We start from the raw sequence: 26,615 nt of genomic DNA on the forward strand, positions 1-26,615 counted from the left end.
GGCAGGGGTTGCGGTCGGGCAGGCCGGGGTGGGTGGTGGGTCAGGCGGACGAACCGCGCCGGTTGCGGGCGGGGTCCAATAGGGCTTGGGGTGGGGCCGCGTCCTTGTGGGGCTACGGGGCGGCAATATCTGGTTCGGTGCCTCGACCTTCAGCGTCTGGAGACGATCTTCGAGGGGTGTCCCGGGCGTCGGAGGCGTTTCTGGCTGCTGCGGGGCGACGGACTCGGCAGGAATCTGGTCCGGATCGCTGAGTAGCCGAAATTGCTTTGCGTGGCGGCCGCGCGGGTGCGGATGATGCGGCCATGACTACCGGGCACATTCAGCAGCTGGGCCCGCCGGTCCGCCGGGCCGGCGCCGAGGACGGCCCGGCGGTCGCGGACCTGCTCATCCGCTCCCGCCGGGCCGCCGCCGGGGCGATACCCCCGTCGGTGCACCCCGACGCCGAGTGGCGCGGGTGGGTCGCCACGGTGGTCCTGGTCGAGCAGGAGGTGTGGCTGCTGGACGGCGCCGGCGGCGAGCCCCTGGCCGTGCTGGTGCTGGACGGCGACTGGGTCGGCCAGCTCTACGTCGACCCCGCCCTGACCGGACGGGGACTCGGCTCGCGCCTGATCGAGCTGGCGAAGTCCCTGCGGCCCGGCGGCCTTCAGCTCTGGGCCTTCGAGACCAACTCCGCCGCCCAGCGGTTCTACCTGCGCCACGGCTTCGTGGTGGCCGAGCGGACCGACGGGTCGGGCAACGAGGAGAAGGCGCCGGACGTCCGCTTCGTCTGGTCCGGTGCCTGAGCGCATGGTCACCGTCGACGAGGCCCGCGACATCGCGCTCTCCCTGCCCGGCGCCGAGCAGCGCGGGCACTTCGACGTCGTCGACTTCCGGGTCCGCAACCGGATCTTCTGCACGCTGCCGCCCGAGGGCGACCGGATGACGATCCGGCTCACCCCCGAGGAGCAGGCCGAACTGCTGGCCGAGCGGCCGTCGGTCTTCTCGGCGCCGGCGAACCACTGGGGCCGGCGGGGCTGGACCGTCGTACGGCTGGCCGGTGCCGACGCCGGGCAGCTGCGCGAGCTGGTGACCGACGCCTGGCGCCGGCTGGCGCCCAAAGGGCTGATCGACCGGTAGCCAGGCCCACCACCGGGCCGCGCCCGGTGGTGAGCCCGTTCTCCGATCTCCTACGAGTGCGGGCAGGTGTCGCGGTACTCCTGGATGGCCGAGCCGCTCGGTGCGGGGCAGAGGAACTGCTCGTAGCGGGTGTCGTTGTCGATGAAGCGCTTGAGCCACGAGATGCTGTACTTCGCCACGGTCACGTTCGTCGAGGTCGGCGCCGAGTGCGAGGCGTTGTTGAGCTCGAGGTACGCCTTGTCGAGGGTGCTCGGCAGGCTGGTGTAGAACGGCTCGGCGTGCGACGACACCGGGGCGACGGTGTCGTTCTCGGCGCCGATGATCAGGGTCGGCACGGTGTCCGAGGACCAGTTCTTGGTGCCGTGCCACGGCGTCAGCGGGATCGCCGCCTGGAGGCTGGGCCGGGTCCGGGACGCGGAGAGGCTACCGCCGCCGCCCATGGAGTGGCCCATGACGCCGAGCCGGGTCGCGTCGATGCGGGTCCGCACCGAGCTCGTGCCGGTCAGGTAGGTGAGCGCGGCCAGCAGCTGCGTGCCGCGGCTGTCCGGCTGGTCGAGGGTGCTGAGGGTGTCGATCGTGATGACCACGAAGCCCTGGGAGGCCAGGCGCGGGCCGAGCCAGGAGACGCTGGACTGCGACGCCGTGAAGCCGGGTGAGATCGCGATCGCGCCGAACGTGCCGTCGGCCGTGCTGGTCGGGTAGTAGATCGTGCCGCCGCCGAAGCCCGAGACGCTGGAGCGCGCCACGGTGACCTGGGCGAAGGCGTAGTAGCCGCGGCTGGCCTCGATGCTGGCCACTGTCGGTGCGGGTCCGCGCTCGTACGGGTTGGCGGCCAGGGCGGGCGCCGGGGCGGCGACCAGCGCGGCGGCCAGGGTGAGTGCGCCCAGCAGGCGCGGGATGGGATTTCGCATTTCCGGGGCTCCCTACGGTGGAAGGGATCGCGTCGTCGCCCGGGAAGGCGGGAAGGGTGACCCGCACGTTGTGGACGAGTCCGGCGGCCTCGATCGAGGCATGTAAATATTCTGTCATTATTGCTACTGGTGGGTAATCCCGTTGTCATCATGTTTCGCCGATATGACGGCGACGACGAAATTCGATGATCGAGGGCGTCCGGCCAGCGGCCGCGTGATCGATCGTGCATACTGCCGCGCATGACGGGACGCTTCCGTATCAACCTGACCTTCGCGCTGCTGGCGGCCGCGGCCGCCCTCGTCGCGCCGGCGGCCCCGGCCGCGGCCGCGCCCATACCGGTCGACCTCAGTGCCCACCTCGCCGCGCCGGCCGAGGTGACTCCGGGCGAGCTCGCCGACTACGTGCTGACCACCGTCGTGCCGGGGCCGCCGTCGCCCACCGGCGTGCGGATCGTGCTCACCCTGCCGAACGGTCTGACGTTCGAGGACGGCGGCGGGTCCGGGCCGTGCACGGCCGGGTCCGGCGCCACCGTGGTCACCTGCATCGTCGACCCCGGCGGCACCGACGGGAACCCGGGCGGCCGGGAGTGGACCGTGCGCGCCCGCGCCGCGGAGACGCTGGCGGTCGGCACGGTGCTGACCGCCCGGGCGGAGATTCTCTCCGACGGCGCCGAGACGAACCCGGCCGACAACACGGTCACCGCGACGTCGGTGGTCGCCGGGCCCGGCGCGAGCGTCATCAAGGCGACCGTCCCGGCCGCACCCGTCGTACCGGGCCAGCCGGCCCGGGTCACGGTCCGGGTGCACTACGGCGGCGACCAGCCCGTCGACGACTTCGCCATCCGCGCCTCGATCGACGGCGACTGGTTCGGCGGGGGCGACCTGGTGAACGTGCCGTCGGACTGCTTCGGCGACCCCGGCTCGCTGACCTGCGAGATCAACCAGACGGTGGAGCCGGATCAGGACCTGGTCCTGGAGTTCGTCCTGCCCACCAAGGCCGGCGACAAGTACTTCGGCACCCGTTCCACCGTCGGGTTCCAGACCCAGTCCCTCGGTGGCGACCTGCGGACCAGCACCGTGATCGTCTTCGCCGCCAAGCCGTCCGGCACGCCGGCGCCGACACCCACCTCGGGCGCCGGTGAGCCGGGTGGCGGCCTGCCCGTCACCGGCACCGCGACGGCCGGCCTGGCCGCGGCCGGAGTGCTGCTGGTCGCCGCCGGCGCGGGCGCCGTGCTGCTGACCCGCCGGCGCCGCCGCACCTTCCGGGCGAACTGACCGACGGCACCACGGGACCCCGACGGCTCCGGCCGCCGGGGTCCCGTCGTCCTCAGACCTCGATCGAGGTGGCCTCGCCGGGGGTCAGCCAGCGCAGGCTCTCCCGTACGGCGGCCGGCGCGCCCGTGAAGGCCGCCTCGACCGCCGGGCGGCCCTGGCTGAAGTGCCCCCAGCCCTCGTAGTGCACGGGCAGGACCGTGCGCGCACCGACGAGACCGCAGAGCTCCGCGCCGTGGTCCGCCGTCATCGTGTAGTGCAGCGGGCCGGTCAGGCCGAACCGGACCGCGCCGAGGTGCAGGACCGTCGTGCCGATGTTCCAGCGGCCGGCCACCTGCCGCACGCCGTCGTAGAGCACCGTGTCACCGGTGATCCAGAGCGGGCCGTGCTGCTGGCCCGCCCAGCTCAGGACGAAGCCGGTCACCTCGCCGACGATCGGCCGGCTCAGGGGCGGGCCGTGCCGGCACGGCGTCGCGGTGATCTCGATGTCCGGCCGGCCGGCCGCCGAGAGCCGCGTCGTGCGCCACGGCGCCAGCCCGGTGGTCGCCGGGCCCAGGCGGCGGGCGCCGGCCACCGTCGTGACCACCCGGCCCGCCGACGGCAGCAGCGCGCGGCCGGCGTCGTCGAGGTTGTCGGCGTGGTGATCGTGCGTCAGCAGCACCGCGTCGATGGTCCCGAGCGACTCCGCCGGCACCGCCGGGCCGGTGAGCTTGCGCGACGCCGTGCCCCAGCCGAACCGGTAGGTCCGGCCGGGCGCGTCGAACGTGGGGTCGGTGAGAATCCGCCAGCCCTCCGCCTCGATCAGCGTCGTCGGGCCGCCGATGTGGGTGATCCGCGGTTCGGTCATCCGGCGTGCCGCAGCGCCCAGTCGAGCACCTCGTCCGCGATCCGCTCCCAGCCCTTCTGCGCCGGCAGCAGGTGTGCGTAGCCCTCGTACTCCTTGCGCTCGGTGACGGTGGCGGACTTGTAGTGCCGCAGGTTCGACTCCTGCACCGCCGGCGGCATGATGTGGTCCTCGGAGCCGGAGACGAACAGCAGCGGCGCCCGGTCGTCGTTGCTGTAGTCGACCCAGGTGTCCTGGTGGCCCGGCTGGAAGTTGGCGAGCACGCTGCCCCACAGGATGCCGCCGTTGGCCGGGATCGCGTAGCGCTCGTAAAGTGCGCGGCCCTCCTCCTCGGTGAACGTGTTGGTGAAGGCGTACTGCCACTCCTCGAAGGTGAGCGGCACCGCCCGGTGCCGGTTCGCCGGGCTCTTGAGCACCGGGAACGTCGACTTCACCTGGGTGAGCGGCACCACGCGTACGCCCTCGGTCGGCGCGGAGTTCATCGCCACGCCGGCCGCGCCGAGGCCGTGGTCGAGCAGGATCTGGGTGAAGGCGCCGCCGGCCGAGTGGCCGATGATGATCGGCGGGGCGTCGAGGCCGCGGATGACCTCCTCGTAGTGGGCGATGATCTTCGGAACGGTCAGGTCGAGGATCGGTGTCGTGTCGGCGTTGAGCGCCTCCACCTCCACCTCGAAGCCGGGGTAGCCGGGCGCGACGACGCGCAGGCCCTTGCTCTCGTAGTGGGTGATCCAGTTTTCCCAGCTGCGCGGGGTGACCCAGAATCCGTGTACGAGCACGATCGTGTCGGGTGCCATGTCGAGCATCCTTTCGGAACGGAAGTCGAGCGGGTCGCCTGAGGACGTGCGCCAATCCTATGGATCATGTGTGGAATCTGGGAGCGTGCCCAGGTGCGCTTTTCCGTTGACTTCGGACGGCGTCGAGCCACGCGCGCGGCCCGGCGTGCCGTACCCGGATTCCCGCGATGCGCACCGCGTAGCGCAGGGCCGGCAGCAGATCGGGGTCGCGGGCGAGCGCGACCGCGAGGGCGCCGTGGAAGACGTCGCCGGCGCCCGCGGTGTCCACGGCCGGCACGCCCGGCACCGGCAGCTCCCCGCCGCGGTCGCCGGACCACCAGGCGACCGGGTCCGGACCGTTTGTGATCGCCCCGCGCCGCACGCCGGCGGCGCGCAGGGCGGCACCGGTGCCGGCCGCGGCGGCGCCGGGCATCCGGAACGCCGCCGAGGCGGCGACCACGTCGGCGGCGCCGAGCAGGTCCGCGAAGACCGGCCGCCAGCTACCGGCGTCGAGCAGCAGGGGACGCCCGCAGGCCGCGGCGGCCCGGGCCAGGGCGGGGTGATGGCCGTCCACCAGGACGATGTCCGCCGCCCCGAGCACGTCGGCCAGCCCCGGGGGAGCGGTGACGTCGGCGCCGCGGGCGTTGCGGCTCACGATCGTGCGCTGACCGGTGGCCCGCACGACGGTGACCGCGGAGACCGGCGGCGGCGCGGTGGCCCGCGGCGCGGCGTCGAGCAGCGACACGCCGCAGGCCGCGACGTCGGCGCGGATCAGGGCGCCCAGCGGGTGCGCGCCGACCGCGGTGACCAGCGTGACGCTCGCGCCGAGGGCGGCCGCGGTGACCGCCGCGTTGGTGGCCGGGCCGCCCGCGGCGACGTCCGCGGAGAGCGCCTCGGCCTTCTCGTCCACGCCGGGCAGCCGCTCGACGCGCTGCACCAGATCGACGGTGGCCAGGCCGACGCAGACGACGCGCATGGGCCCGGCCCGGGCTCAGTCGGCGAGTTCGGAGAAGAACACGCCGATGTTGCGGAAGATGTCCGCGACGCCCGAGCCGATCCCCTCGGCGATGTCCGCAGCGGGCCCCGGGTTCGTGCCGATGTAGAAGATGACCAGGATCAGCACGATCCAGCCGATGGCCTTCTTCATCGCTCACCTCTGCTCGCGGGTAGTCGCTCGGTCATGATCTATGGATCGTGGCACAGCCGCGCACGCTTGACGTGCATCTACGCGGGATCGGCCGGTGAAAGCGGCCAGTCGCGCAGCAGCCGGGCGGCGTTGTGCCAGCAGACCGCGCGCAGCCACTCGTCGCCGAGCCCGAGGCCGGCCAGCGCGTCGAGCTGGTGCTCGTACGGGTACGGGATGTTGGGGAAGTCGCTGCCCAGCAGGACCTTGCCGGCCAGGCCGAGGTCGCGCAGCCGGGGCAGCAGGGCGGGCGGGAACGGCGCGAACCGCGCGAAGAAGTCGGTGAACGCCATCGTCGTGTCGAGCCCGACGTTCTCGTAGCGCTCGGCGAGGTCGAAGAAGCCCTCGTACTCGGGCGCGCCGAGGTGCGCGGTGAGCATGGTGAGGCGTGGGTGGCGCGCCAGCACGCCGCCGATCGGGCCGGGCCCGGTGAAGCCGCTGGCCACCGGGCCGGAGCCGGCGTGCACGACGACGGGTACGCCGGCCTCGGCGAGCAGGCCCCAGGCCTCGTCGAGCAGCTCGTCGCGGGGGTCGAAGCCGCCAACCTGCAGGTGCAGCTTGAAGATCCGGGCGCCGCGCTCCAGCGCCGAGCGCACGTCGGCGGCGGCCGACGGCTCGGGGAAGAACGTGGCGCTGGGCAGGCAGCCCGGTGTGCGCCCGGCGAAGTCGAGCGTCCAGGCGTTGAGGTCGGCGGCCATGCCGGGGCGGTGCGCGTACGCGAGGGCGGAGAACGTCCGCACGCCGAGCCGGCGCAGCTCGGCGACCCGCTCGGCCTCGGTGCCGCGGTAGCGGATCGGCCAGGGCCGGCCGATCAGCGGGCCGGCCTCGTCGAAGTGCGCCCAGACCCGGCGCTGCATCCGCTCCGGCAGGAAGTGGGTGTGCACGTCGGCGAGGCCGGGCAGTCCCAGCGCGGTCCAGAACTCGGTCATGGTCTGATCATTGCCCGGCGCATAGAAACCGGGGGCAGGGGGTACGCCCTCGCGCATGACCCCGCCACTCGCCGCGGAAGCCATCACCTCCGCCGGCACCACCCAGCTCATCCTCGCCGCGGTGTTCGGAATCGCGGTCGTCGTCCTGCTCATCGCCTGGGCCAAGTGGCATCCCTTCCTGGCCCTCATCCTCGGCGCCGCCGCGCTCGGGGTCACCGCCGGCGCCGCGCCCGGCGCCACCGTCACGTCGTTCACCACCGGCGTCGGCAGCACGGTCGGCAGCGTCGGGCTGCTGATCGCGCTCGGCTCGATGATCGGCGCGCTGCTGGCCGAGTCCGGCGGCGCGGACGCCATCGTCACCACGATGGTCCGCAAGGTCTCCGGTTCGGCGCTGCCCTGGGCCATGGCGGGCGTCGCCGCGCTCATCGGCCTCCCGCTCTTCTTCGAGGTCGGCGTCGTGCTGCTGGTGCCGATCGTGGTGCTCGCCGCCCAGCGCACCGGCCTGCCGCTGCTCAAGATCGGCATCCCGGCGCTGGCCGGCCTCTCCGTCCTGCACGGCCTGGTCCCGCCGCACCCCGGCCCGCTGGTCGCGGTCTCCACCCTGAACGCGGACCTCGGCCTCACCCTCGCCCTCGGCCTGGTCTGCGCCATACCGACCGTGATCGTCGCGGGCCCGATCTTCGGCAACTTCATCTCCAAGCGGGTGCCGCTCGCCGCCCCGCCCGCGCTGGTGCCGGCCGGCATCGACTACCAGGGCCGGCCCGGCTCCGGCCCGGCCGGCGGGCAGGACTTCGTCGACCGCGACGACCTGGTCAACGCCGGCGCCGGTGAGCCGGACCGGCCCGTCGACGACACGCTGCCCGAGGGCCGGCGCCGGCCCAGCGTGCTGGCCGCCGTGCTCACCATCCTGCTGCCGATCGTGCTCATGCTGCTGCGGGCCCTCGGCGAGCTCACCCTCCCCGAGGACAACCGCCTGCGCACGGCGCTCGACGTCGCCGGCACCCCGGTGGTCGCGCTGCTCGCCGGCGTGCTCCTGGCGATGTGGACGCTCGGCAAGCGGGCCGGCTTCGACCGGGTGCAGACCTCCGCGGTCATCGGCGGCTCGCTGCCGCCGATCGCCGGCATCCTGCTCATCGTCGCCGCCGGTGGCGGCTTCAAGCAGGTGCTCGTCGACTCGGGCGTCGGCAACGTGGTCGCGAACGCGGCACAGGACGCCAACATGTCCGCGCTGCTGCTCGGCTACCTCGTCGCGGTCGGCATCCGGGTCGCCACCGGCTCGGCGACCGTCGCCACCATCAGCGCCGCCGGCATCGTCGCCCCGCTCGCGACCACTCTCGACAAGCCGTCGGTCTCGCTGCTGGCCCTGGCCATCGGCTGCGGCTCGCTGTTCTTCTCGCACGTCAACGACGCCGGCTTCTGGCTGGTGAAGGAGTACTTCGGGATGACCGTCGGCCAGACCATCAAGACCTGGTCGGTGATGGAGACGATCATCTCCGTGTTCGGCTTCGGCTGCGTGATGCTCCTGGACGTCTTCATATAGCGGGGGCCGGCCGCCGGCCGGCCCCCGCACACTCAGGCGTTCTGCTCGTCGCGCCAGGCCAGCCACTGCCGCAGCGGTGCCAGGTCCGGCTTCGGGCCGCCGATGCCGACGGTGAAGAGCGAGACGCCCTGCTCGCGCAGCGCGCCACCGCTCACCGACGGGTCGTCCGTCGCGCGGCCTCCGCCGGAGATCTCGATGTCGGCGAAGTCGCGGCCCACGTCCGCGCAGTGCGCCCGCAGGATGCCGAGCTTGCGGGCGACGGTCTCCGCGTCGCCGAAGCTGTGCCAGATGTCCGCGTGCCGGGCGACCAGCTTCAGCGTCTTCTTCTCGCCGCCGCCGCCGATCAGCACCGGGATCTTGCGGGTCGGCGGCGGGTTGAGCCGGCCCCAGCGGGACTCGATCCGAGGGAGATCCACGGCGAGGGCGTCGAGGCGGCCGCCGGCGGTGCCGAACTCGTAGCCGTACTCCTGGTAGTCCTTCTCGAACCAGCCCGAGCCGATGCCGAGGATGAGCCGGCCGTCGCTGATGTGGTCGACGGTGCGGGCCATGTCCGCGAGCAGCTCGGGATTGCGGTAGCTGTTGCAGGTCACGAGGGCGCCGATCTCCACCTGTGAGGTCGCCTCCGCCCACGCGCCGAGCATGGTCCAGCATTCGAAGTGCAGACCCTCGGGCTCACCCGAGAGCGGGAAGAAGTGATCCCAGTTGAACAGGACGTCGACACCGAGCTCCTCGGCCTCGGCCGCCGCCCGGCGAATGGTGGCGTAGTCAGCGTGCTGTGGCTGCAACTGCAGCCCGATCCGTACCGGCCTGGAAGTCATGATCGCAGCGTAAGCCTCGCCGCGGGTTGAACCGCGGCTACGGGTCGTCCGTGTCCTACGTAGCGTCAGCGGCCGGCGGCAGCGCCGGTTGTGGACAGGGGGAGGGCGGCATGCCGGACGGCGTTGCAGTCGAGACACCGCGGGTGCGCGAGTTCGCGACGAGCCTGCGGCTGGAGGCGGACAGCGGCTTCGCGGCGGCCGCCGAGCGCGGCGCCGACCTGCACCGGCACGGAGTGGTCTTCGGCGCGGGAATCCCGGGCGGCACCGTGCTGGACGTCAAGAACCGTTACGCCCGGGCGCTGGCCAACACCGACGCCAACCTGCGCGCGTACCGGCGGGCCGCGAGCATCTTCGCCGACGTCGCCGAGCGGATCGCCCGCGAGTTCGCCGCGGCCGACCTGGCGTCGGCGCAGGCGCAGGGGCGCGTCGACCGGCTGCTGCGTGGCGCCGTCGCGGAGGCGAACGCGGCCCTGGAGGGGCTCTGATGGCCGGCGGCGCGGACTGGGACGCCTACAACCTGCCCGCGATCTGGTCGATGATCCAGACCGAGAACTCCTGCGACGGCGCGGACCGGGTGCTGAGCTGGCTGAACCTCGCGTCCGCCTGCCGCGAGCAGCATCGCCGGCTGCTCGCCGCCCGCGAGGAGCTGGCCGAGGTGTGGCCGCCCGAGAGCAACGCGTCCGCGCGGGTCTTCATGAGGCAGCTGGACCTGCTGGCCGCGTCGCTGGACCAGACGCTGACCCGCGCGGAGGAGACCCGGGTCGGCCTGCAAGGTGTGTTCGACGCCCTCGGCGCGGCGCAGAGCACGATCCGGCCGCTCGTCGCGGAGCGGGTCGTGGTCAGCGACGACCTCGTCCCGCGCTTCCTCGACCATGCCGAGGACGAGTACGACGAGCGGGCCCGCCAGGCCATGCGCGAGGCGGAGGCGGCGATCGCCGAGCACGGCACGCAGATCCAGGCGCCGGCGCTCTTCCGACTGGGGTCCGACGAGGACGAGAGCAGGCTCGAACTACCGGGCCAACCACCGGGCTCCGGCCCCGGCGGCGGTCCGGCCGACGGCGCGTTGCGGGCCGTGCCGAGGCCGGTCGAGGTGCCGCACGACCCCCCGGCACCGTCCGCCGACCCGGCGCGGTCGCCCGGGCCGGGGCCCGAACTGGCGGGTGTCGTTCCGGGGCAACCCCCGCCGGCGGTGGGCGCCCTCCCGCCCGTGGCGGCGCAGGCTTCCGGGGTGGCCCTGCCCGGAACGGTGATCGGCGCCGGTGCCGGCGCCGGCCTCGGCCTCGGCCTTCCGCCGAGCCGCGGCGCGCCGGGCGGCGTCGGGGGCTTCGGGAGCGCGGGCGTGCCCCGGGGTACCGGCGCGGCACGGGGGCGACCGGCGTCCGGCCCGCGCCGGGCACTGCCCTCCGGCGCGGTGATCGGCCCGGCTGGGCCCGGAGGCGTATCCGGGCCGGGGCTGGGCGGCCCCGGCCGCGGAGTGCGGCCCGGCGATCGCGATATGCGCGATTTGGAGGAGTCGGTCGGCGGGGCGGACCAGCGGTGGGGCGTCCTCGCCGGCGTGGCGCCGGTCATCGCCCCCGACCTGGCCGTGCCCGAACACGGTCCCGGGCCCGGTGTGATCGGCCTGGACCGGTGATCGCCCGGGTGCCGGTGGCGGCGGCGCTGTCGCTCGTCCTTTCGGGGGTGTGTGCCACGCCGGCCGCCGCGGACTCCGTCCGTGACCGGGAGTGGCACCTGGCCACGCTGGACATCGCGCGGGCGCACAGGATCACCAAGGGCGCCGGGGTGACCGTCGCGGTGATCGACACCGGGGTTTCCGCGACGCACCGCGATCTTGCGGGTGCCGTTCTCCCCGGCGCCGACGCCTACCCGAACGGGACCGGCGACGGCCGCGAGGATCTCGACGGGCACGGCACCGAGATGGCCGGGCTCATCGCCGGCCGGGGCCACGGCCGCGGCGGCGGCGTCCTGGGCATCGCCCCGGCGGCGAAGATCCTGCCGATCGAGGCGCCGATCGGCGTCCTCGCGACCGACGACTCGATCGTGGCGGCGATCGAGTTCGCGGTCGGCCACGGCGCCGATGTGATCAACATGTCGTTCCGGGCGGCGAACGAGGACACGCTGCACGACGCCATCCGGGCGGCGTCGGCCGCCGACGTCGTCCTGGTCGCCGCGGTCGGCAACATCAGCGACGGCGCCGCCGCCGGATACCCGGGAAGGTTTGCGGAGGTGCTGACGGTCGGCGCCGTCGATCGACGGGGATCCGTCGCGGACTTCTCCGTGCGCGGACCGCAGGTGGAGATCGTCGCCCCGGGCGCGGAGGTGGTCACGACCGGCGTCGGTGCCTCGGGCTACTGCCTGTGCAGCGGCACGAGCGAGGCGACCGCGGTGGTCAGCGGGGCCGCGGCGCTGGTGCGGGCGCGCCACCCCGACCTGAGCGCGGCCGAGGTCGTGCACCGGCTGACCGCGACCGCCGTGGACGCGGGCCCGAAGGGACGCGATGACGCCTACGGCTATGGGCGCCTCGACGTCGTCCGGGCACTCACGGCGAACGTGCCGCCGGTACCGGCCTCCGCGTCACCCTCGCCGGAGGCGGCACCGCCGGCCGGCCCGCCACCGCCGTCGCGATCGAAGTGGGCTCCGCTGCTCGTCGCGGGCGCCGCGGCGCTCGCGGTCCTGCTCCTCGGCGCGCTCGCCGTCGGCGCGATGATCAGGAGACGGCGACCCGGTGACCTTGTGTGATCTTCGGCTCGGGCCCGGCCCGAGGTCGGTACGGGTTCCGTGCCGGAAGATGGTCACCATGCGTAGACGGACTCTGATCGTGGGCCTGGCCGGTACCGGGGCGCTCGCCGCCTGCGCCGCGCCGGCGCACCCCGTCGCCACCACCTCGGCGTCCCCGAGCGGGTCCGTGCCGGCGCCGGCGCCCGCCTCGCGCGCGCCGATCCTCGGTTCGACCGCCGCGTCGTCGCTGGCGCCCCGGCCCGTGAGCGCGCCGTACACGCCGGCGCCGGGCAGCGCGCCGGCCGCGTACGCGGTGGGCCGGCGGGTGCTGCGATTCCAGCGCGGCCCGGACCGCGCCCTGCCCACCACGGTCTGGTACCCGGCGGCCGGCACCGTGCGGGCGGAACCGGACCCGGCCGACGGCGCGGCGCCCGCCGCCGGCCGCTTCCCGCTCGTGCTGTTCAGCCACGGCCTCACCTCGCGGCCGGAGGACTACGAGGCAATCCTGGCGCGGTGGGCGCGGGCCGGCTTCGTCGTGGCCGGGCCCACCTACCCGCGGACCTCGTACGGCGCCGCGGACTTCGACGCGCTTGACATCGTCAACCAGCCCGCCGACGCGTCGTTCGTGATCGATTCGCTGTCGGCGCCCGCCGGCCCGTTCGGCGCGATGGTCGACCCGAACCGGCTGGCCGCCGCGGGTCACTCGGCCGGGGGAATCACCACCGTCGGGTTGTTCAGCGCCTACCGTGACGAACGTCTCAAAGCGGGCGTCGTGCTGAACGGCACCGACTTCCAGGGCACGCCGTTCGCCGGCCCGCCGGCGGCGCTGCTCTTCGTGCACGGGCGCCGGGACGAGACCGTCACGCACCGGGCCGGACACGCGGTTTTCGCGGCCGTTCCCTGGTCACGCGCGATGCTCTCGATCACCGAGGGCGGGCACGTCACCAAGGCCCCGGACTTCGAGGCGACCGTCGGCACATCGACGGAGTTCTTTCGCTGGGCACTGTACGGCGACGCGGCGGCGCGGGCGCGCATCCCGGCCGCGGCGGCCGCCGGAAATGTAGGCACGCTGGAGGACCAGCTCTGAGAGGCGGCCCTGGATCTTCCTGACTAACCTGATTGAGGTGACTTCCCCAACGCCTTCCCGTGATCGCAACAAGTTGGCCAGCGCCGGATCTCTGTTGATCTGCGGACTGCTGGCCGGGATCGTGGTGGCGGCTGCGTCGTTCCCCGCCGTCGCCATGTCGGGGCTGGCGGCGAAGGCCGGCTCGGAGACGTTCGGTGAGCTGCCGAGCCAGCTCTCGCAGCAGAGCGCGCCGCAGGTGACGCGGGTGTTCGCGTCGGACAACAAGACCCAGCTCGCGGTCATGTACGACGAGTTCCGCAGCGACGTCCCGCTCAAGGACATCTCGGTGAACATGCAGAACGCGATCGTCTCCGCCGAGGATCACCAGTTCTACAAGCACAACGGCGTCGACCTCAAGGGTGTCGCCCGCGCGTTCGTCAACAACAAGAACGGCGGCGGCAAGCAGGGCGCGTCGACGCTGACCATGCAGCTGGTGCGGATGACGCTCGCCTACTCGGCGAAGACGCCGCAGCAAGCGGTCGACGCCACCAAGGACACCCCGGAGCGCAAGCTCTCGGAGATGAAGTACGCGATCCAGCTCGAGAAGGAGCTGACCAAGCAGCAGGTCCTCGAGCGCTACCTGAACATCGCGCCCTTCGGCAACGGCGCGTACGGCGTCTACGCCGGCAGCCAGGTCTACTTCGGCAAGAAGCCCAAGGACCTCACGGTGCCCGAGGCCGCGCTGCTGGCCGGCATGGTGAAGGCGCCGACGTCGTTCGACCCGACCACGCCCAGCGGCTACCCGCAGGCGCTGGACCGGCGCAACTACATCATCGACAACATGCGTGACCTCGGCTACCTGACCCCGGCCGCGGCCACCAAGGCCAAGACCGTCAAGCTCGGCCGGACCACCAACCGGCCCGGCAACGGCTGCGTCTCGGTCGCGAAGAACAACTGGGGCTTCTTCTGCGACTACTTCTACCGCTGGTGGCTGACCCAGGAGGCGTTCGGCAAGAGCACCTACGACCGGGAGCGCCAGCTCAAGACCGGCGGTTACCGGGTCGTCACCTCGCTGGACATCAAGGCGCAGAAGGCGGCGCGCAAGGAGATCACCGGGCTGATCCGGGACACCAACCGCAACGCGCTGCTGCTGGCCGGCGTCGAGCCGGGCTCCGGCCGGGTCCGCACCCTGGCCGCCAACCGCAAATACAAGCTGGACAGCGCGGCCGACCCGACGAACCGGCTCTCGTCCGACCCGGCGAAGGCGGCGAAGGGCATCCGCGGCACGTACCCGAACACCACCAACCCGATCATCACGGGCGGCGGCGACATCGCCGGCTACCAGGCCGGCTCGGTGTTCAAGATGTTCACCATGGTCGCGGCGCTGGAGAACGGCTACGGGCTGGATCACACGATCAACGCGCAGGGGCGCTACAAGTCGGGGTACATCATCGACCCGAGCTCGGACGCGGCCTGCCCCGGCACGCACTTCTACTGCCCGGGCAACGCCGCGAAGAACGAGGTCGGCCCGTTCAACATGTGGACCGGCTTCGGCCGCTCGGTGAACACGTACTTCGTGCCGCTCCAGGAGGAGGTCGGCGCCGAGAAGGTCGTCGACGTGGCGAAGCGGTTCGGGGTGAAGTTCCGCTCGGAGAGCGACGCCCGGATGGCCAACGACGAGGCGGCGGCGAACCAGTGGGGCGCGTTCACGCTCGGCGTCTCCGCCTCGACGCCGCTGGACATCGCGAACGCGTACGCGACCCTCGCCGGTGACGGCCGGTACTGCGCGCCGACGCCGATCCAGCAGATCTACACCCAGGACGGCAAGAAGAGCGACATCGGCCAGCCCAAGTGCAACCGGGCGACCAGCAAGGACGTCGCGCGCAGGGCGCTCGACGCGGCCCGGTGCCCGGTCGGCGACCAGGCGCAGCTCGGCAACTGCGCCGGCGCGACCGAGCGGAACGCCCGCAGCGTGGTCGGGCACCCGATCTTCGGCAAGACCGGCACGACCGACTCCGACAAGACCGCCGCGCTGGTGGTCGGCACCCAGGATCTCGTGGTGGCCGGCTACCTGGTGAACCCCGACTGGGCCGATCACCCGGACCGGATGTCGCACGGCATCGTCAACCCGGCGGTGTACCGCACGGTCGCGGACTACATGCAGGACCGGCCGGAAGAGGAGTTCAAGAAGCCGAGCGACTGACACCCGCGCTTTCCGCTCCGGACATGTACAGGCCGCCGTTGATCTCATACATTGACGGCGGTCCATCAATTCCGGAACGTGGGAGCACACATGCTCGGTACGGGCAGGATCGCGGCCGCGCTGACCTTTGCGCTGGTCTCCCTCGGCATCGTGGCGCCGGCACCCGCCGGCGCCGCGGTCAGTCGGTCCGAACTGGCGCTGCGCTGGGCGCCGATCCATTACCAGGACGTCGACACCACCGGCAGCCACGCGCTGGGCGGCAAGTCCGACTACATCACCCGCGTCGACTTCGACGGCGACCTCAACGGCCGTAACAACTGGGACTCCGCGGCGCGGACGGACGTCTCGTTCTCGGCGGCGGCGTACTACTCCGTCGCGGAGACGAGCACGCACTGGTACATCACGTACTTCTTCTTCCACCCCCGCGACTGGGTTGACCATCCGTTCTTCGAGACCGAGCACGAGAACGACGGCGAGGGCGTCCTGCTCGCGGTGCAGAAGGACGGCTCGACGTACGGGGTGCTGCGCTCCGCGGTGACGGTGGCGCACACCAGCTTCTACTCGTACACGCCGAGCGGGAGCACCTGGACCGGCGGGCGCGAGACGGTGGACGGGACCCTGCAGATGCAGTCCTCGCCGCACGACGCGTTCCAGCACCCGGTGACCGCGCAGGAGGTGCAGGGGCACGGCCTGAAGGCGTACCCGCAGTACACCATCAACGGCGACGGCATCGTCTACTACCCGGCGGCGGCGGGCGAGACCCCGAGCAGCGGCAACGACCGCGACGTCACGTACGAGCTGATCGACGTCTTCGCGTCCGGCGGCCTCTGGGCGCAGCGCGACAACACCAACCTGTACGCCAACCTGGGCACCTTCGCGGGCGACACCTCGGGCGGCTGCGGCACGGGCACGTTCTCGTGCGGCACGAACTCGGCGAACGCGCCGTGGGGCTGGGACGACGGCGACGACCTGCCGGGCCGGGGCGAGATCGCCACCAACCCGGCGAAGCTGTCGGCGGAGTACTTCACGGTCCCGGGTGAGCTCTCCCGGAGCTACACCTACAACCCGTTCTCGGCCGAGGCGGCGGACCTGAAGCGGGCCGCCGAGACGGCACCTCCGGTGATCGACTAAGGAAGGGGTGTTGCGGCCGGGCGCAAGCCCGGCCGCAACCTACGCGCGCGGTGCCCGGGTGCTGTCGCGGATGATCAGCTCGGTCGCCAGCTCGATGCGGGGCGCCTGGATCTCCTCGCCCTGCGCCAGGCGCAGGATGGTCCGGGCCGCCAGGCCGCCCATCTCGGCGAGGGGCTGCCGCACCGTGGTCAGCGGCGGCGACGCCCACCGCGCCTCCGGCAGGTCGTCGAAGCCCACCACGCTCAGGTCGTCCGGCACGCGCAGCCCGCGCCGGCGGGCCGCCTCGTGCACGCCCAGCGCCATCGTGTCGCTGGAGGCGAAGATCGCCGTCGGCGGCGTGGCCATGTCGAGCAGGGACGCGCCGCCCGCGAAGCCCGAGTCGTACAGGAAGTCGCCCTGGCGGATCAGGTCCTCGTCCGGCTTGAGCCCGGCCGCCTCGAGGCCCGCGCGGTAGCCGTCCATCCGGGCCCGGCTGCACAGCAGGTTCTTGGGGCCGGCGACGAAGCCGACCCGGCGGTGGCCGAGCTGCACCAGGTGCTGGGTCGCGGACAGGCCGCCCGCCCAGTTCGTCGCCCCGATGGTCGGCACGTCGATCGCCGCGCCGCCGGCCGGGTCGATCACCACGACCGGGATGTTGAGCCGTTGCAGCTCGGCGTAGACCGGTGTGGTCAGGTCGGAGGTCACGAAGATGACGCCGTCGGAGGCGCGCACGTAGAGGTTCTGCAGCCACTGGCGGGTCGCCGCGGACTTGCGGTGTACCGCGGAGACGACGGTGCCGACGCCGGAGGAGTGCATCACGTCCTCGACGCCGCGGATCAGCTCGACCGCCCAGGGGCTGTCCAGGTCGTTGAAGACCAGGTCGACGAGGGCCGCCTTCCCGGCCTGTTGGCGCGAGGCCCGGCGCCGGTAGCCGTGCTGCTTGAGCAGGTTCTCCACCGCCTCCCGGGTCTGCGGAGACACGTCGGCGCGGCCGTTGAGCACCCGGGAGACCGTGGGTACCGAGACCCCGGCCTCACGGGCGATCGCGGCGATGGTCACGCGGGCCAAGGCGATCTCCTCGTAAGTTTCGGTAGCAGTTTTCGGAAGTATTCCACAGTCGCCGCCGGAAAACATGAGAGCCATTTACGTTCATCGATATAGATCGTCCGGGCCCGTCACCCCATAGCGCCACGTGATCCGTTCAACGTCCCGCGCTCGCGTCCTTTGGGCGCGAGCCCCGTTAGTTCCCGTTGTGCGTAATAACCGAAATAGCCTGAAATTCGTCGTACGTAGGTTCGTGACCGTCGGCGTCGCCACGGTGGTCGTCGCCGTGGGCGGCGCCGCCCTCGCCGAGGTCGTTACCGGGGCGCCCACCCCGTCGCCGTCGTTCAACGGCCCGGTGTACGCGATCGCACACCGCGGCGACATCGTCTACGCCGGCGGATCCTTCACCGGCGCCCTGGTCGGCGGCAAGACCATCGCCCGGCAGCGCCTGGCGGCCTTCAACGCGCGGACCGGCGCCCTGCTCGACTGGAACCCCGGCGCCGACGCCACCGTCCGGGCGCTCGCCGTCGACGGCGCCACGGTGTTCGCCGCCGGCGACTTCGACAAGGTCGCCGGCATGTCGCGCGACGCCGTGGCGAGCATCGACGCCGACACCGGCGTCCTCGGCGCGCTCAAGCACACCGTGCTCGGCCAGCCGAACGCGCTCGCCGTGGCCAACGGCCGGCTCTACGTCGCCGGCCGGCTCACCGCCGTCGACGGCTCGCCGCGGGCCAACCTGGCCGCGTTCAGCACCACCACCGGGCTGCTCGACGCCTGGGCGCCGATGGCCGACGACACCGTCAACGCGCTCGCCGTCGCCGGCGGCCGGGTCTACCTCGGCGGCACGTTCCACAAGGTCAACGGGGTCAAGTCCACGCTGCGGCTCGCCGCGGTGGACGGCAACACGGGCGTGCTGGACGCGGGCTTCAAGCCCAAGCCGGTCTCGCAGGTCTTCGCCCTCGCCGCCGACACCGACGGCGTCTACGCGGCGCTGGGCGGCCTGGGCGGCCGGGCCATCGCGTACACCTTCGCCGGCGCGACCCGCTGGACCCGGGTGTTCGACGGCGACGCGCAGGCGATCGCCGTCATGAACGGCACCACGTACGTCGGCGGGCACTTCGACAAGGCCTGCACGACGACCAACAACGGGATCAAGGGCGTCTGCACCGACGGCTCGGTGCCGCGGGTCAAGCTCGCGGCGATCGACGGCGCGGGCAACCTGACCGAATGGGCCCCGCAGGCCAACGGCGTCGTCGGGGTGCGCACCCTCGCCGCGAACCCGGCCATCGGCCTGATCAGCGTCGGCGGCGACTTCACCACCATCACCGGTTCGGCGCAGAAGCGGTACGCGTCCTTCGGCGGCCCGACCGAGGCCGGCACCGTGCCGCCCGCGCCGCCCGCCCCGTCGTCGCCGTACGTGGCGTCGTACAACTTCGACTCGACCGTCAATGACGGCAGCTACGACGACGGGTCCGGCAACGGGCATGTGCTGCGGACCCAGGCGGTCAACGGCGGCGCGCTCAAGTCGGTCCGGCACGGCGACGGCACGGCGATCGCGTTCCCGACCAAGTGCACCGGCACCGACTGCGCCCGGGTCGTGCTGCGCTCCGGCGAGGTGCCGGACCTGAACCCGGGTACCCGGAACCTGCGCTACGGCGCGGCGGTGCTGCTGTCTCCGGCCGAGACCTCGTCCGGCGAGAACGTGATGCAGAAGGGCTACTCGACCGCGGGCGGCGGCCAGTACAAGCTCCAGGTCGACGGCGTCTCCGGCAAGCCGACGTGCGTGATGAGCGACCAGGGTCAGCCGACCATCCACGTGGCCCGGGGCGGCCGGTCGATCGCCGACGGTGCGTGGCACACGCTCGAGTGCCGGCGTGCCGGCACCAGCCTGTCGATCCACGTCGACGACCAGGAGGCGGGCAGCGCGACGCTGCCGGCCGGCCTGGCGATCACCACGGCGCAGCCGCTGAGCCTCGGCGGTAAGGGCACGGGCGTGGATAACGACCAGTTCCACGGCAGCATCGACGACGTGTGGGTCAGCATCGGCTGACCTGGGCGGGCCGGCGGCCCCTGCGGCTGAGGATGGAAGCCGCAGGGGCCGGGTCATGCGGCGTACACCTCGAGGGAGGAGGCCTGGCCGGCCGGCCAGCCGGTGTTGGCCGTGAACGTCACCCGCAGGTGGCGGGCCGGCGCGCCGGAGCAGGAGATCGTCGCCTGGTTGCCGGTGGCCGGGTCGAACGCGCGGCCGGCGGCGCCGGCGAGGGTCGTGAACGCGGCGCCGTCCGTGCTGCCCTCGATCCGCAGCGTCTGGGTGCGCTGTCCCCAGCCCGGCGGCAGCCGCAGGACCACCCGCGCGACCGCGGTGGCCGCGCCGAGGTCGACCTGGAGCCACTGCGGGAACGCGTTGTTGACGCTCTCCCAGTAGGTGCCGGGGTTGCCGTCGACCGCGTTGCCCGGGCCGTACACCTGTGTGTGCCCGCTCTCGGCCGTCGGGCGGCCCGCGGCCAGGTCCCGGGTGGGGTCCGGCCCGGTGCCGCCGCCCACGACGGGCGCGGTCGGGCGGGTCGCGGTAAGTGCCAGCTGTCCCTTGAGCATCCGGCCGCCGTCGGCGGTGATGCGCAGGTAGTAGTCGGAGGAGCAGGCGGTGCCGTCCTCGTCCAGCGCCCGGATGCCGGAGCCGGCCGGCACCGATGCGGCGGTCGGCGCGGTCTTTGCGATCTGGTTGCCCTCGTTGAACTCGTCGAACATGGACACGTAGAGGCCCTGCGAGCCGAGCCGGATCATGTTGTAGAGGCTGCGCCAGTAGTAGTCGCCGTGCCGGCGGTGCCCGGAGGAGAGGTCGCCCGGCAGCACGCACGGCTGGTAGTCGATGCCGTGCGCCTGGCAGTCCGCGTAGTCGCCGACGTTGACGTTGGCGTAGTACGAGTCCAGGTCCGCCGGGCTCGCGGCGCGGCCCACCATCCACGGCGAGATCATGTGGAACGCGTGGTACACCTCGCCGAAGCCGGGCCGGGAGTCGTTGATGCCCGCCCGCCACCAGGTCGGCACGCCGCCGATCACGTAGCAGCCCTGACCCTTGAACCAGTTGATCACCTCGAGGCACGGTCCCGGCGCGAACGGGCGGCCCGGCTCGTTGAAGCCGAAGCCCCAGATGCACACGACCGGCCGGCCGTTCTGCCGCGCGTACGCCGGTGACGCCGTGTGCGCGGACATCTTCATGGTCCAGTCGGTCTTGAGTTCGGACTGCATGTTCGTCCAGCCCGTCACGTCGTACATGATGTAGAACTTGCGGCCGGTGGCCTCGGCCGCGCCGCGGACCTTGACCGCCATGGCGTCGCGGGTCGGGCCCTCGTCGCCGAACGGGTTGAAGCGCTGGAGCGCCGCCGTGTCGACGCCGTACTGCCGCATCCAGCCGAAGTGGGTGTCGACGGTCTGCTGGTCGTAGGAGGAGAAGAGCCGCGCGGGCCGCCCGTCGCCCAGGTTCGGGTAGGCGGTCGGGTAGCCGTGCGCGAGGTCGGTCAGGTCCGGCCAGGACACGATCGTGGTGTTGGCGGGCGACGGCGGCTGGAACCGGTCGCGGCTCCAGTGCCACCAGCCGCCGATCGGTGCGCCGTCGCCGGGGCAGGCGAACCAGCCCTGGTAGCCGGCGCTGATCTTGCCGACGACGTCGCCGGGCGGCGAGGCCGCGGCGGCCGCGGCGGGTCTGGCGAGTGCCGCCGCGGAGCCGGCGGCCATGGTGGCGAGAAGGGTACGGCGGGAGACGGGCACGGCGACGCTCCTCTTGATCCGAACTCGGGGGAGTGGGGATGACGGATCGACGGTCATCGTGGCAGTGCCCGACACATTCACGCAATAGTTGAACCAAATTATGAAACAATCAGGACTTGCGCCTGAAAGAAGGCAGCCACAGCGCCACCAGGGCGCCCGCCGCGATGAGGCCGGCGCCGACCGCGACCGCCGGCACCAGGCCGTCCACGAAGGACTGGCGGCTCGCGTAGCCGCCGTACGAGCTGAAGACCGAGGCCAGCGCCGCGACCCCGACCGCGACCCCGAGCTCGCGGATCGTGTTGTTGGCGCCCGACGCCACGCCGTGCTCCCGGTCCGGCACGCCGGCCAGGGTCATCGTGCTGAGCGGCGCGAACGTCAGGCCCATGCCGGCGCCCGCCAGGACCAGCGCGACGACGAGCCCGCCGTAGGTGACGTCGGCCGTCGTCCTGCTCGCGATCCACAGCACGCCTGTCGCCAGCAGCGCCTGGCCCGCGACGATCAGGTTCCGCAGGCCGAGGCGGTCCGCGAAGACGCCGGCCAGCGGCGCGACGACCATCGGGGCCATGGTCCAGGGCAGCGTGCGGACGCCCGCGTCCAGCGGGCTCAGCCCCTGCGCCACCTGGAAGAACTGGGCGAGCAGGAACACCGAGCCGAACGCGCCGGCGGAGAAGGTCAGGCTCACGACGCTGATCAGGCTGAAGCCGCGCGAGCGGAACAGCGAGAGCGGCAGCATCGGCGCGGGGTTGCGGTGCTGCCAGCCGACGAACGCCACCAGGAGCGTGGCCCCGCCGATCAGCATGGACAGCACGCGCGGCGACGACCAGCCGTGCCCCGGGCCGTCCGCGACGCCCCAGACCAGCAGCAGCATGCCGGCCGCGGAGAGCAGCAGGCCGAGCGGGTCGAGCCGGGCCGCGCCGCCGCGCGACTCGGGCAGCACGGCCGCGGCCAGGGCGACGGCGACCACGCCGACGGGCACGTTCAGCCAGAAGATCCACGACCAGTGCAGCCCCTGCGCCACCGCGCCGCCGACGACCGGGCCGACCGCGATGCCCAGGCCGCTGATGCCGCCCCAGACGCCCACCGCCGCGCTGCGCCGCCGGTCCGGGACGGCCTGGGCCAGCAGGGTCAGCGACAGCGGCGCGACCGCGGCGCCGGCCAGGCCCTGCGCGGCCCGTGAGGCGGTCAGCATCCACGGCTGCGTGCTCAGCGCGGCGGCGGCCGAGGCGAGGGTGAACAGCACGATGCCGGCCAGAAACACCCGGCGCCGGCCGAGCCGGTCGCCGAGCGCGGCGGCGGTGAGCAGAAAGGCGGCGAACGGCAGCGTGTACGCGTTCACGAACCACTGCAGGTCGGTCACGGAGGCGCCGAGATCGGCGCGGATCACCGGCAGGGCCGTGGTCACCACCAGGTTGTCCAGCGTGACCATGAAGATCGGCAGGCCGGTGGCGGCGAGCACGCGCTTCATCCCGACCCCTAGTTGTTATTCACTGATAACTAGCCATCGAACCTAGTTATCGGCTGATAACCTGTCAACCGCCGAATCCGAGGGAGCGCCGTGACCAGGACCCGCCTGACCGCCGAGGAACGCCACGGCCAGCTGATCGGCGCGGCCCTGACGGCGTTCACCGCCGGCGGCTACGCCGGCACGACGACAGACCAGGTGGCGCGCCTCGCCGGCGTCTCCCAGCCGTACGTGATCAGGCTCTTCGGGACCAAGCAGCAGCTGTTCATCGCGACCGTCGAGCACGCGGCCGACCGCATCGAGCGGCGCTTCCGCGCGGCCAGCCCGGACCTCGCCGGCCTCGGCGACGCCTACGACGAGCTGCTCGCCGAGCGCGAGCTGATCACCGTGATGCTGCACGGCTTCGCCGCCGGCGCCGACCCGGCCATCGGCCCCGTGGTCCGGGCGTGCTTCGCCCGGCTGTACGCGACGGTGCGCGAGCTGACCGGCGCGGACGCGGAGCAGACCCGCGACTTCTTCGCCTCCGGCATGCTGCTGACAGTGCTCGGCGCGATGAACGTCATCGGGCCCGGCGCGGTGCCGCCCGACGATCGGATGAAAGACCTGGTCGACAGCCTCGACCTCCCGGCGTCGCTGCGCGGCCCGGAAAAGTTCGGATCATGACTGCACAGACGACGGCGGGGATGCGTTCTAGTGGATGTGACCTTCGAGCAGTTCGCGGTGGCCCGGCTTTCCAGTCTGCTGCGCTACGCGGTCGTCCTCACCGGCGACCGCGACCTGGCGCAGGACGTCGTACAGGAGGTGCTGGCCCGGGCGCAGGTCAAGTGGCGGCGGATCGGCGTTGCGGACTCACCCGAGGCGTACGTGCGCAGGATGGTGCTCAACGAGTACCTCTCCTGGCGGCGTAGCTGGGCGGCCCGCAACGTGCACGCCGTCGGCGAACGGCTCGTCGACATCGACGACGCCCGCGGCGGGGTACGCGACCACGCCCAGGCCGTCGTCGAGGCCGACGAGCTGTGGCACCGGCTGGGCACGCTCGGGCGCAAGCAACGGGCCGTGCTCGTGCTGCGCTACTACGAGCAGCTCGAGGACGAGGCGATCGCCGACCTGATCGGCTGCTCGCCGGCGACCGTCCGCAGTCACGCGTCGAGGGCATTGAAGAGTCTCCGGCTCGAGTCGGAGCAGCAGACCAGGATCCACGCCGAGGAGATGTCGTGACCGAACACGGAGACCAGCTCCGTAGGGCATTCGAAGCCCATGAGAACGAAGGCCCGGATCCGGCCGAGGTGTACGCCCGCGTACAGCAGCTCGCCCGGGGCTACCAGTGGCGCCGGCGCGGCGCGCAGGCCGCCGGCGGTGCCGTGCTGGGCGCCGGCCTGATCGCCGGGGTGATGCACCTGCCCGCGCTGCTGCCCGCGGCGCCGAACGACAACGTCGCGGTGGCACCCGCCTTCCAGGCGGCCGGGCCGGCCGCGCCGGCCGTGCCCTCGGCGACGCCGTCGGCCCAGCCGATCGACCCGAACCAGGACGAGTTCGACGCCTACTTCGGCGCCGGCTACGACTATGACGACGCCGTGAAGCTGGCCAAGATCTGGAAGAAGCCGAAGGCCGACATCGGCGACATCAAGGTCGAGGCCGGGCGGCGGCTGCTGGCCGGCCAGGTGCTCCCGGTCAAGCCGGGCGAGGGTACGCCCGGGCCGCCCGCGCCGCCCACCAAGGAGGAGAAGCGGGTCGCGGCCTTCTTCGGCGCCGGCTACGACTACGACGACGCGGTCAAGCTCGCCAAGATCTGGAAGACGAAGACCCCGTACGCGGCGAAGGTCGCCGGCGGCAAGAAGCTGCTGGCCGGGGAGACCCTGCCGATCCGCCCGTGACCGCCCGGCTGCACCGGCGTACGGGGTTCGAGATCGAGCTGATGGCCCCGCCAGGCCACAGCCGTCGCACCCTGGCCCAGGATCTGGCCGCCCGCTGCGGCGGCCAGGTCCGGCCGGTGTGGCACCACGACAGCGAGCCGTCCCTGGTACCCGGCCTGGGGCGGTTCCTGCACCTGACGCAGGGCTTCGAGGTAGGCGGCCGCGACGGCGAACCGCTCTGCACCCTCGTCGACGACATCACGCTGATCGACGGGCTCGACCGCCGCGCCGCCGCGCCGCCGGGCTGGTTCCGGATCCTCAGCGACGACCCCCGGCTGCTGCGGCTGCTCGAGGCGCAGAGCGATCCGGGCGGCGCTCTGCCGGACGCGCTCGGCGCGGCGGCCCGGCTATGGGGCACCGCGGTGCAGCGGGTCGGCGACGTCTACCGGCTGGACGACGCGGCCGGCGCGACGATCGCCCTCGCGGCGCCGCAGGGCGGCGAGCGGGAGCGCCCCTGCGAGATCATCACGCCGCCGCTGACCGGCGACCACGGCGCCGCCCTGGAGCGGCTGCTCGGCCCGGCCCGCGAGCTCGGCTTCACCGTGCCGCTCGAGGCCGCCGTGCACCTGCACCTGGACGGCGCGCCGTTCCGGGAGCCGCACGCCCTGGCCAACGTCGTACGGCTGTTCGCCTACTGGCGCGAGCCGCTGCGGACGCTGCTGGCCACCAACCCGGCCTGCCGCCGCCTCGCACCGCTGCCCGCGCCGCTGGTCGCCGCCGTCGCCGGCACCCCGTCCCACGACGAGCTGTGCGCGGCGGCGGAGCAGGGCGGGCTTACCAAGTTCTTCGACGTCAACCTGACCCAGCTGCTGCGCGACGACCCGGTCCGGGACACGATCGAGATCCGGATCCTGCCCGGCGCGATCGACACCGCGGACATCCTCAACCGGGCCGGCCTGGTCGAGCTGCTCCTGGACCGCTGCCTCGACCCGGAGCCGGTGCCGGCCGCACCCGCCGATCCCCACGCCGCGACGGAAGCCCTGATGGGACTCGCCGCAACGGCACTCGCCTAGATGTTGTGCCGGGTGTACGCGGGCTCGCGCAGCCCCAGCATCGCCTCGGTCATCCGGACCGCGTCGACCGCCGCCGGCACATCGTGCACGCGCACGATCCGGGCGCCCCGCATGATGCAGAAGACCACCGTCGCGACCGTGCCCACCAGGCGCTCCTGCTGCGGGCGGTCCAGCGTCTCGCCGATGAAGTCCTTGTTGCTCAGCGCGGCGAGGGTCGGGTAGCCGATCTCGGTGATCTCCCGCAGCCGACGGGTCAGCTCCAGCGAGTGGTACGTGTTCTTGTTCAGGTCGTGGCCCGGATCGATGATGATCTGGTCCGGCCGTACGCCGCGGGACAGGGCCAGCTCCACCCGCCGCCGCAGGAAGTCGGCGACCTCCGCGGTCACGTCGCCGTACTGCGGGCTCGGGTGCAGGGTGCGCGGCGCGGCCAGGCTGTGCGTGATCACCAGGGACGCCGCGGTGCCGGCGACCGCGTCGGCCATCGCGGGATCGCGCAGGCCCGAGGTGTCGTTGACGACCCCCGCGCCCGCCTTGATCACCTCGCGGGCCACCTCCGGCCGGTAGGTGTCGACCGAGACCACCGCCAGGTCCCGGGCCGCCTCGACCACGGGCAGCACCCGCCGCAGCTCCTCCTCGACGCTGACGTCCGGCCCGGGCGCGAACGGCACGCCGCCGATGTCGATCCAGTCCGCGCCCGCGCCGGCCGCCGCCCGGACCGCCTCGACGGCCTTCTCGAGGGCGAACGTGCGGCCCTGGTCGTGGAACGAGTCCGGCGTGCGGTTGACGATCGCCATGACCGCGACCCGGCGCGAGAAGTCGAAAGCCCGCCCCCCGATGACCCGTTCGGCGCTGATCAGCGGGGGTGCGTAGTCGCTCACCTCGGGAGACTAACCCGGTGGCGAGGATCCCCCGGACTCGGCCTCCCGCCTTTG

Annotated in this window: 26 protein-coding genes; 15 read left to right on the forward strand and 11 right to left on the reverse strand. The window is 72.8% G+C overall.

Going from position 1 to position 26,615, the window contains the following annotated elements:
* Positions 1–302: 302 nt before the first annotated feature.
* Both BJ971_RS17060 and BJ971_RS17065 read left to right on the forward strand, forming a co-directional pair.
* Positions 303–782: a GNAT family N-acetyltransferase gene (locus tag BJ971_RS17060; protein WP_184994254.1), complete on the forward strand. Its 480-nt coding sequence runs from the start codon at positions 303–305 to the stop codon at positions 780–782.
* A complete protein-coding gene (locus tag BJ971_RS17065) occupies positions 775–1,116 on the forward strand; it encodes an MmcQ/YjbR family DNA-binding protein (RefSeq protein WP_307837345.1) in 342 nt (113 codons plus the stop codon). Before BJ971_RS17060 ends, BJ971_RS17065 begins: the two co-directional genes overlap by 8 nt.
* A 50-nt stretch (positions 1,117–1,166) precedes the next feature.
* Here the strand turns inward: BJ971_RS17065 and BJ971_RS17070 are convergent, their stop codons facing one another.
* Positions 1,167–2,027, reverse strand: a complete 861-nt coding sequence (locus BJ971_RS17070; RefSeq protein WP_184994255.1) for a poly(ethylene terephthalate) hydrolase family protein — start codon at positions 2,025–2,027, stop codon at positions 1,167–1,169.
* 240 nt (positions 2,028–2,267) lie between these two features.
* Here BJ971_RS17070 and BJ971_RS17075 point away from each other — a divergent pair, with 240 nt between their 5' ends.
* Positions 2,268–3,302, forward strand: coding sequence for an LPXTG cell wall anchor domain-containing protein (locus BJ971_RS17075; RefSeq protein ID WP_184994256.1), 1,035 nt, complete (start codon positions 2,268–2,270; stop codon positions 3,300–3,302).
* Between the two features lie 52 nt (positions 3,303–3,354).
* Here the strand turns inward: BJ971_RS17075 and BJ971_RS17080 are convergent, their stop codons facing one another.
* The 5 genes from BJ971_RS17080 to BJ971_RS17100 form a co-directional block, all read right to left on the reverse strand.
* Positions 3,355–4,146, reverse strand: a complete 792-nt coding sequence (locus BJ971_RS17080) for an MBL fold metallo-hydrolase (RefSeq protein ID WP_184994257.1) — start codon at positions 4,144–4,146, stop codon at positions 3,355–3,357.
* A complete protein-coding gene (locus BJ971_RS17085; protein ID WP_184994258.1) occupies positions 4,143–4,937 on the reverse strand; it encodes an alpha/beta hydrolase in 795 nt (264 codons plus the stop codon). Before BJ971_RS17085 ends, BJ971_RS17080 begins: the two co-directional genes overlap by 4 nt.
* Before the next feature lie 64 nt (positions 4,938–5,001).
* Positions 5,002–5,892: a PfkB family carbohydrate kinase gene (locus tag BJ971_RS17090; protein WP_184994259.1), complete on the reverse strand. Its 891-nt coding sequence runs from the start codon at positions 5,890–5,892 to the stop codon at positions 5,002–5,004.
* A 15-nt stretch (positions 5,893–5,907) separates the two neighbouring features.
* A complete protein-coding gene (locus tag BJ971_RS17095) occupies positions 5,908–6,063 on the reverse strand; it encodes a hypothetical protein (protein WP_184994260.1) in 156 nt (51 codons plus the stop codon).
* Between the two features lie 77 nt (positions 6,064–6,140).
* A complete protein-coding gene (locus tag BJ971_RS17100; RefSeq protein WP_239087192.1) occupies positions 6,141–7,028 on the reverse strand; it encodes an amidohydrolase family protein in 888 nt (295 codons plus the stop codon).
* Positions 7,029–7,083: 55 nt separating this feature from the next.
* Here BJ971_RS17100 and BJ971_RS17105 point away from each other — a divergent pair, with 55 nt between their 5' ends.
* Positions 7,084–8,568: a GntP family permease gene (locus tag BJ971_RS17105; RefSeq protein WP_184994262.1), complete on the forward strand. Its 1,485-nt coding sequence runs from the start codon at positions 7,084–7,086 to the stop codon at positions 8,566–8,568.
* 32 nt (positions 8,569–8,600) lie between these two features.
* Here the strand turns inward: BJ971_RS17105 and BJ971_RS17110 are convergent, their stop codons facing one another.
* Positions 8,601–9,386, reverse strand: a complete 786-nt coding sequence (locus BJ971_RS17110) for an LLM class F420-dependent oxidoreductase (protein WP_184994263.1) — start codon at positions 9,384–9,386, stop codon at positions 8,601–8,603.
* A 110-nt stretch (positions 9,387–9,496) separates the two neighbouring features.
* On the opposite strand from BJ971_RS17110, the gene BJ971_RS17115 reads away from it, so the two are divergent.
* The 6 genes from BJ971_RS17115 (at position 9,497) to BJ971_RS17140 (ending at position 16,504) form a co-directional block, all read left to right on the forward strand.
* Positions 9,497–9,871, forward strand: a complete 375-nt coding sequence (locus BJ971_RS17115; RefSeq protein ID WP_184994264.1) for a hypothetical protein — start codon at positions 9,497–9,499, stop codon at positions 9,869–9,871.
* On the forward strand, positions 9,871–11,019 hold the full coding sequence (locus BJ971_RS17120; RefSeq protein ID WP_184994265.1) for a hypothetical protein: 1,149 nt from the start codon (positions 9,871–9,873) through the stop codon (positions 11,017–11,019). Before BJ971_RS17115 ends, BJ971_RS17120 begins: the two co-directional genes overlap by 1 nt.
* The gene (gene mycP / locus BJ971_RS17125) at positions 11,016–12,125 is read left to right on the forward strand and encodes a type VII secretion-associated serine protease mycosin (RefSeq protein ID WP_184994266.1); all 1,110 of its coding nucleotides are present in this window, start codon (positions 11,016–11,018) and stop codon (positions 12,123–12,125) included. Before BJ971_RS17120 ends, mycP begins: the two co-directional genes overlap by 4 nt.
* A 58-nt stretch (positions 12,126–12,183) precedes the next feature.
* A complete protein-coding gene (locus BJ971_RS17130) occupies positions 12,184–13,191 on the forward strand; it encodes an alpha/beta hydrolase family protein (RefSeq protein WP_184994267.1) in 1,008 nt (335 codons plus the stop codon).
* A gap of 37 nt (positions 13,192–13,228) precedes the next feature.
* Positions 13,229–15,373 carry a transglycosylase domain-containing protein gene (locus BJ971_RS17135; RefSeq protein WP_377885303.1) on the forward strand — a complete coding sequence of 715 codons (2,145 nt, stop codon included), beginning with the start codon at positions 13,229–13,231 and terminating at the stop codon, positions 15,371–15,373.
* A 90-nt stretch (positions 15,374–15,463) separates the two neighbouring features.
* Complete coding sequence (locus BJ971_RS17140; protein WP_184994268.1) at positions 15,464–16,504, forward strand: hypothetical protein; 1,041 nt, start codon at positions 15,464–15,466, stop codon at positions 16,502–16,504.
* Between the two features lie 39 nt (positions 16,505–16,543).
* On the opposite strand, the gene BJ971_RS17145 is transcribed toward BJ971_RS17140, so the two are convergent.
* A complete protein-coding gene (locus tag BJ971_RS17145) occupies positions 16,544–17,551 on the reverse strand; it encodes a LacI family DNA-binding transcriptional regulator (protein WP_239087191.1) in 1,008 nt (335 codons plus the stop codon).
* A gap of 229 nt (positions 17,552–17,780) precedes the next feature.
* Between BJ971_RS17145 and BJ971_RS17150 the strand changes: the two genes are divergently transcribed.
* Complete coding sequence (locus BJ971_RS17150; protein WP_239087190.1) at positions 17,781–19,577, forward strand: LamG-like jellyroll fold domain-containing protein; 1,797 nt, start codon at positions 17,781–17,783, stop codon at positions 19,575–19,577.
* Between the two features lie 53 nt (positions 19,578–19,630).
* Here BJ971_RS17150 and BJ971_RS17155 read toward each other — a convergent pair whose 3' ends face one another.
* Complete coding sequence (locus BJ971_RS17155; RefSeq protein ID WP_184994270.1) at positions 19,631–21,295, reverse strand: glycoside hydrolase family 99 protein; 1,665 nt, start codon at positions 21,293–21,295, stop codon at positions 19,631–19,633.
* Between the two features lie 109 nt (positions 21,296–21,404).
* Positions 21,405–22,760: an MFS transporter gene (locus BJ971_RS17160; RefSeq protein ID WP_184994271.1), complete on the reverse strand. Its 1,356-nt coding sequence runs from the start codon at positions 22,758–22,760 to the stop codon at positions 21,405–21,407.
* A gap of 90 nt (positions 22,761–22,850) precedes the next feature.
* On the opposite strand from BJ971_RS17160, the gene BJ971_RS17165 reads away from it, so the two are divergent.
* The 4 genes from BJ971_RS17165 to BJ971_RS17180 are packed head-to-tail and all read left to right on the forward strand — an operon-like array spanning position 22,851 to position 25,683.
* On the forward strand, positions 22,851–23,420 hold the full coding sequence (locus BJ971_RS17165) for a TetR/AcrR family transcriptional regulator (RefSeq protein WP_184994272.1): 570 nt from the start codon (positions 22,851–22,853) through the stop codon (positions 23,418–23,420).
* Between the two features lie 36 nt (positions 23,421–23,456).
* Positions 23,457–23,975: a SigE family RNA polymerase sigma factor gene (locus BJ971_RS17170; protein ID WP_184998917.1), complete on the forward strand. Its 519-nt coding sequence runs from the start codon at positions 23,457–23,459 to the stop codon at positions 23,973–23,975.
* Positions 23,972–24,631, forward strand: coding sequence for a hypothetical protein (locus tag BJ971_RS17175; protein ID WP_184994273.1), 660 nt, complete (start codon positions 23,972–23,974; stop codon positions 24,629–24,631). Before BJ971_RS17170 ends, BJ971_RS17175 begins: the two co-directional genes overlap by 4 nt.
* Complete coding sequence (locus BJ971_RS17180; protein ID WP_184994274.1) at positions 24,628–25,683, forward strand: amidoligase family protein; 1,056 nt, start codon at positions 24,628–24,630, stop codon at positions 25,681–25,683. The genes BJ971_RS17175 and BJ971_RS17180 overlap by 4 nt, the downstream gene beginning before the upstream one ends.
* Here BJ971_RS17180 and folP read toward each other — a convergent pair.
* The gene (gene folP, locus BJ971_RS17185) at positions 25,680–26,561 is read right to left on the reverse strand and encodes a dihydropteroate synthase (protein WP_239087189.1); all 882 of its coding nucleotides are present in this window, start codon (positions 26,559–26,561) and stop codon (positions 25,680–25,682) included. The genes BJ971_RS17180 and folP overlap by 4 nt on opposite strands.
* Positions 26,562–26,615: the final 54 nt, after the last annotated feature.

It is taken from the genome of Amorphoplanes digitatis (assembly GCF_014205335.1).
Lineage (GTDB): Bacteria > Actinomycetota > Actinomycetes > Mycobacteriales > Micromonosporaceae > Actinoplanes > Actinoplanes digitatus.

Excerpts from the sequence above, each read along its gene's own strand:
- BJ971_RS17060 (WP_184994254.1), top strand. The coding sequence starts at position 303 with ATGACTACCGGGCACATTCAGCAGCTGGGCCCGCCGGTCCGCCGGGCC.
- BJ971_RS17070 (WP_184994255.1), bottom strand. The coding sequence starts at position 2,027 with ATGCGAAATCCCATCCCGCGCCTGCTGGGCGCACTCACCCTGGCCGCC.
- BJ971_RS17075 (WP_184994256.1), top strand. The coding sequence starts at position 2,268 with ATGACGGGACGCTTCCGTATCAACCTGACCTTCGCGCTGCTGGCGGCC.
- BJ971_RS17080 (WP_184994257.1), bottom strand. The coding sequence starts at position 4,146 with ATGACCGAACCGCGGATCACCCACATCGGCGGCCCGACGACGCTGATC.
- BJ971_RS17085 (WP_184994258.1), bottom strand. The coding sequence starts at position 4,937 with ATGGCACCCGACACGATCGTGCTCGTACACGGATTCTGGGTCACCCCG.
- BJ971_RS17090 (WP_184994259.1), bottom strand. The coding sequence starts at position 5,892 with ATGCGCGTCGTCTGCGTCGGCCTGGCCACCGTCGATCTGGTGCAGCGC.
- BJ971_RS17095 (WP_184994260.1), bottom strand. The coding sequence starts at position 6,063 with ATGAAGAAGGCCATCGGCTGGATCGTGCTGATCCTGGTCATCTTCTAC.
- BJ971_RS17100 (WP_239087192.1), bottom strand. The coding sequence starts at position 7,028 with ATGACCGAGTTCTGGACCGCGCTGGGACTGCCCGGCCTCGCCGACGTG.
- BJ971_RS17105 (WP_184994262.1), top strand. The coding sequence starts at position 7,084 with ATGACCCCGCCACTCGCCGCGGAAGCCATCACCTCCGCCGGCACCACC.
- BJ971_RS17110 (WP_184994263.1), bottom strand. The coding sequence starts at position 9,386 with ATGACTTCCAGGCCGGTACGGATCGGGCTGCAGTTGCAGCCACAGCAC.
- BJ971_RS17115 (WP_184994264.1), top strand. The coding sequence starts at position 9,497 with ATGCCGGACGGCGTTGCAGTCGAGACACCGCGGGTGCGCGAGTTCGCG.
- BJ971_RS17120 (WP_184994265.1), top strand. The coding sequence starts at position 9,871 with ATGGCCGGCGGCGCGGACTGGGACGCCTACAACCTGCCCGCGATCTGG.
- BJ971_RS17130 (WP_184994267.1), top strand. The coding sequence starts at position 12,184 with ATGCGTAGACGGACTCTGATCGTGGGCCTGGCCGGTACCGGGGCGCTC.
- BJ971_RS17140 (WP_184994268.1), top strand. The coding sequence starts at position 15,464 with ATGCTCGGTACGGGCAGGATCGCGGCCGCGCTGACCTTTGCGCTGGTC.
- BJ971_RS17160 (WP_184994271.1), bottom strand. The coding sequence starts at position 22,760 with ATGAAGCGCGTGCTCGCCGCCACCGGCCTGCCGATCTTCATGGTCACG.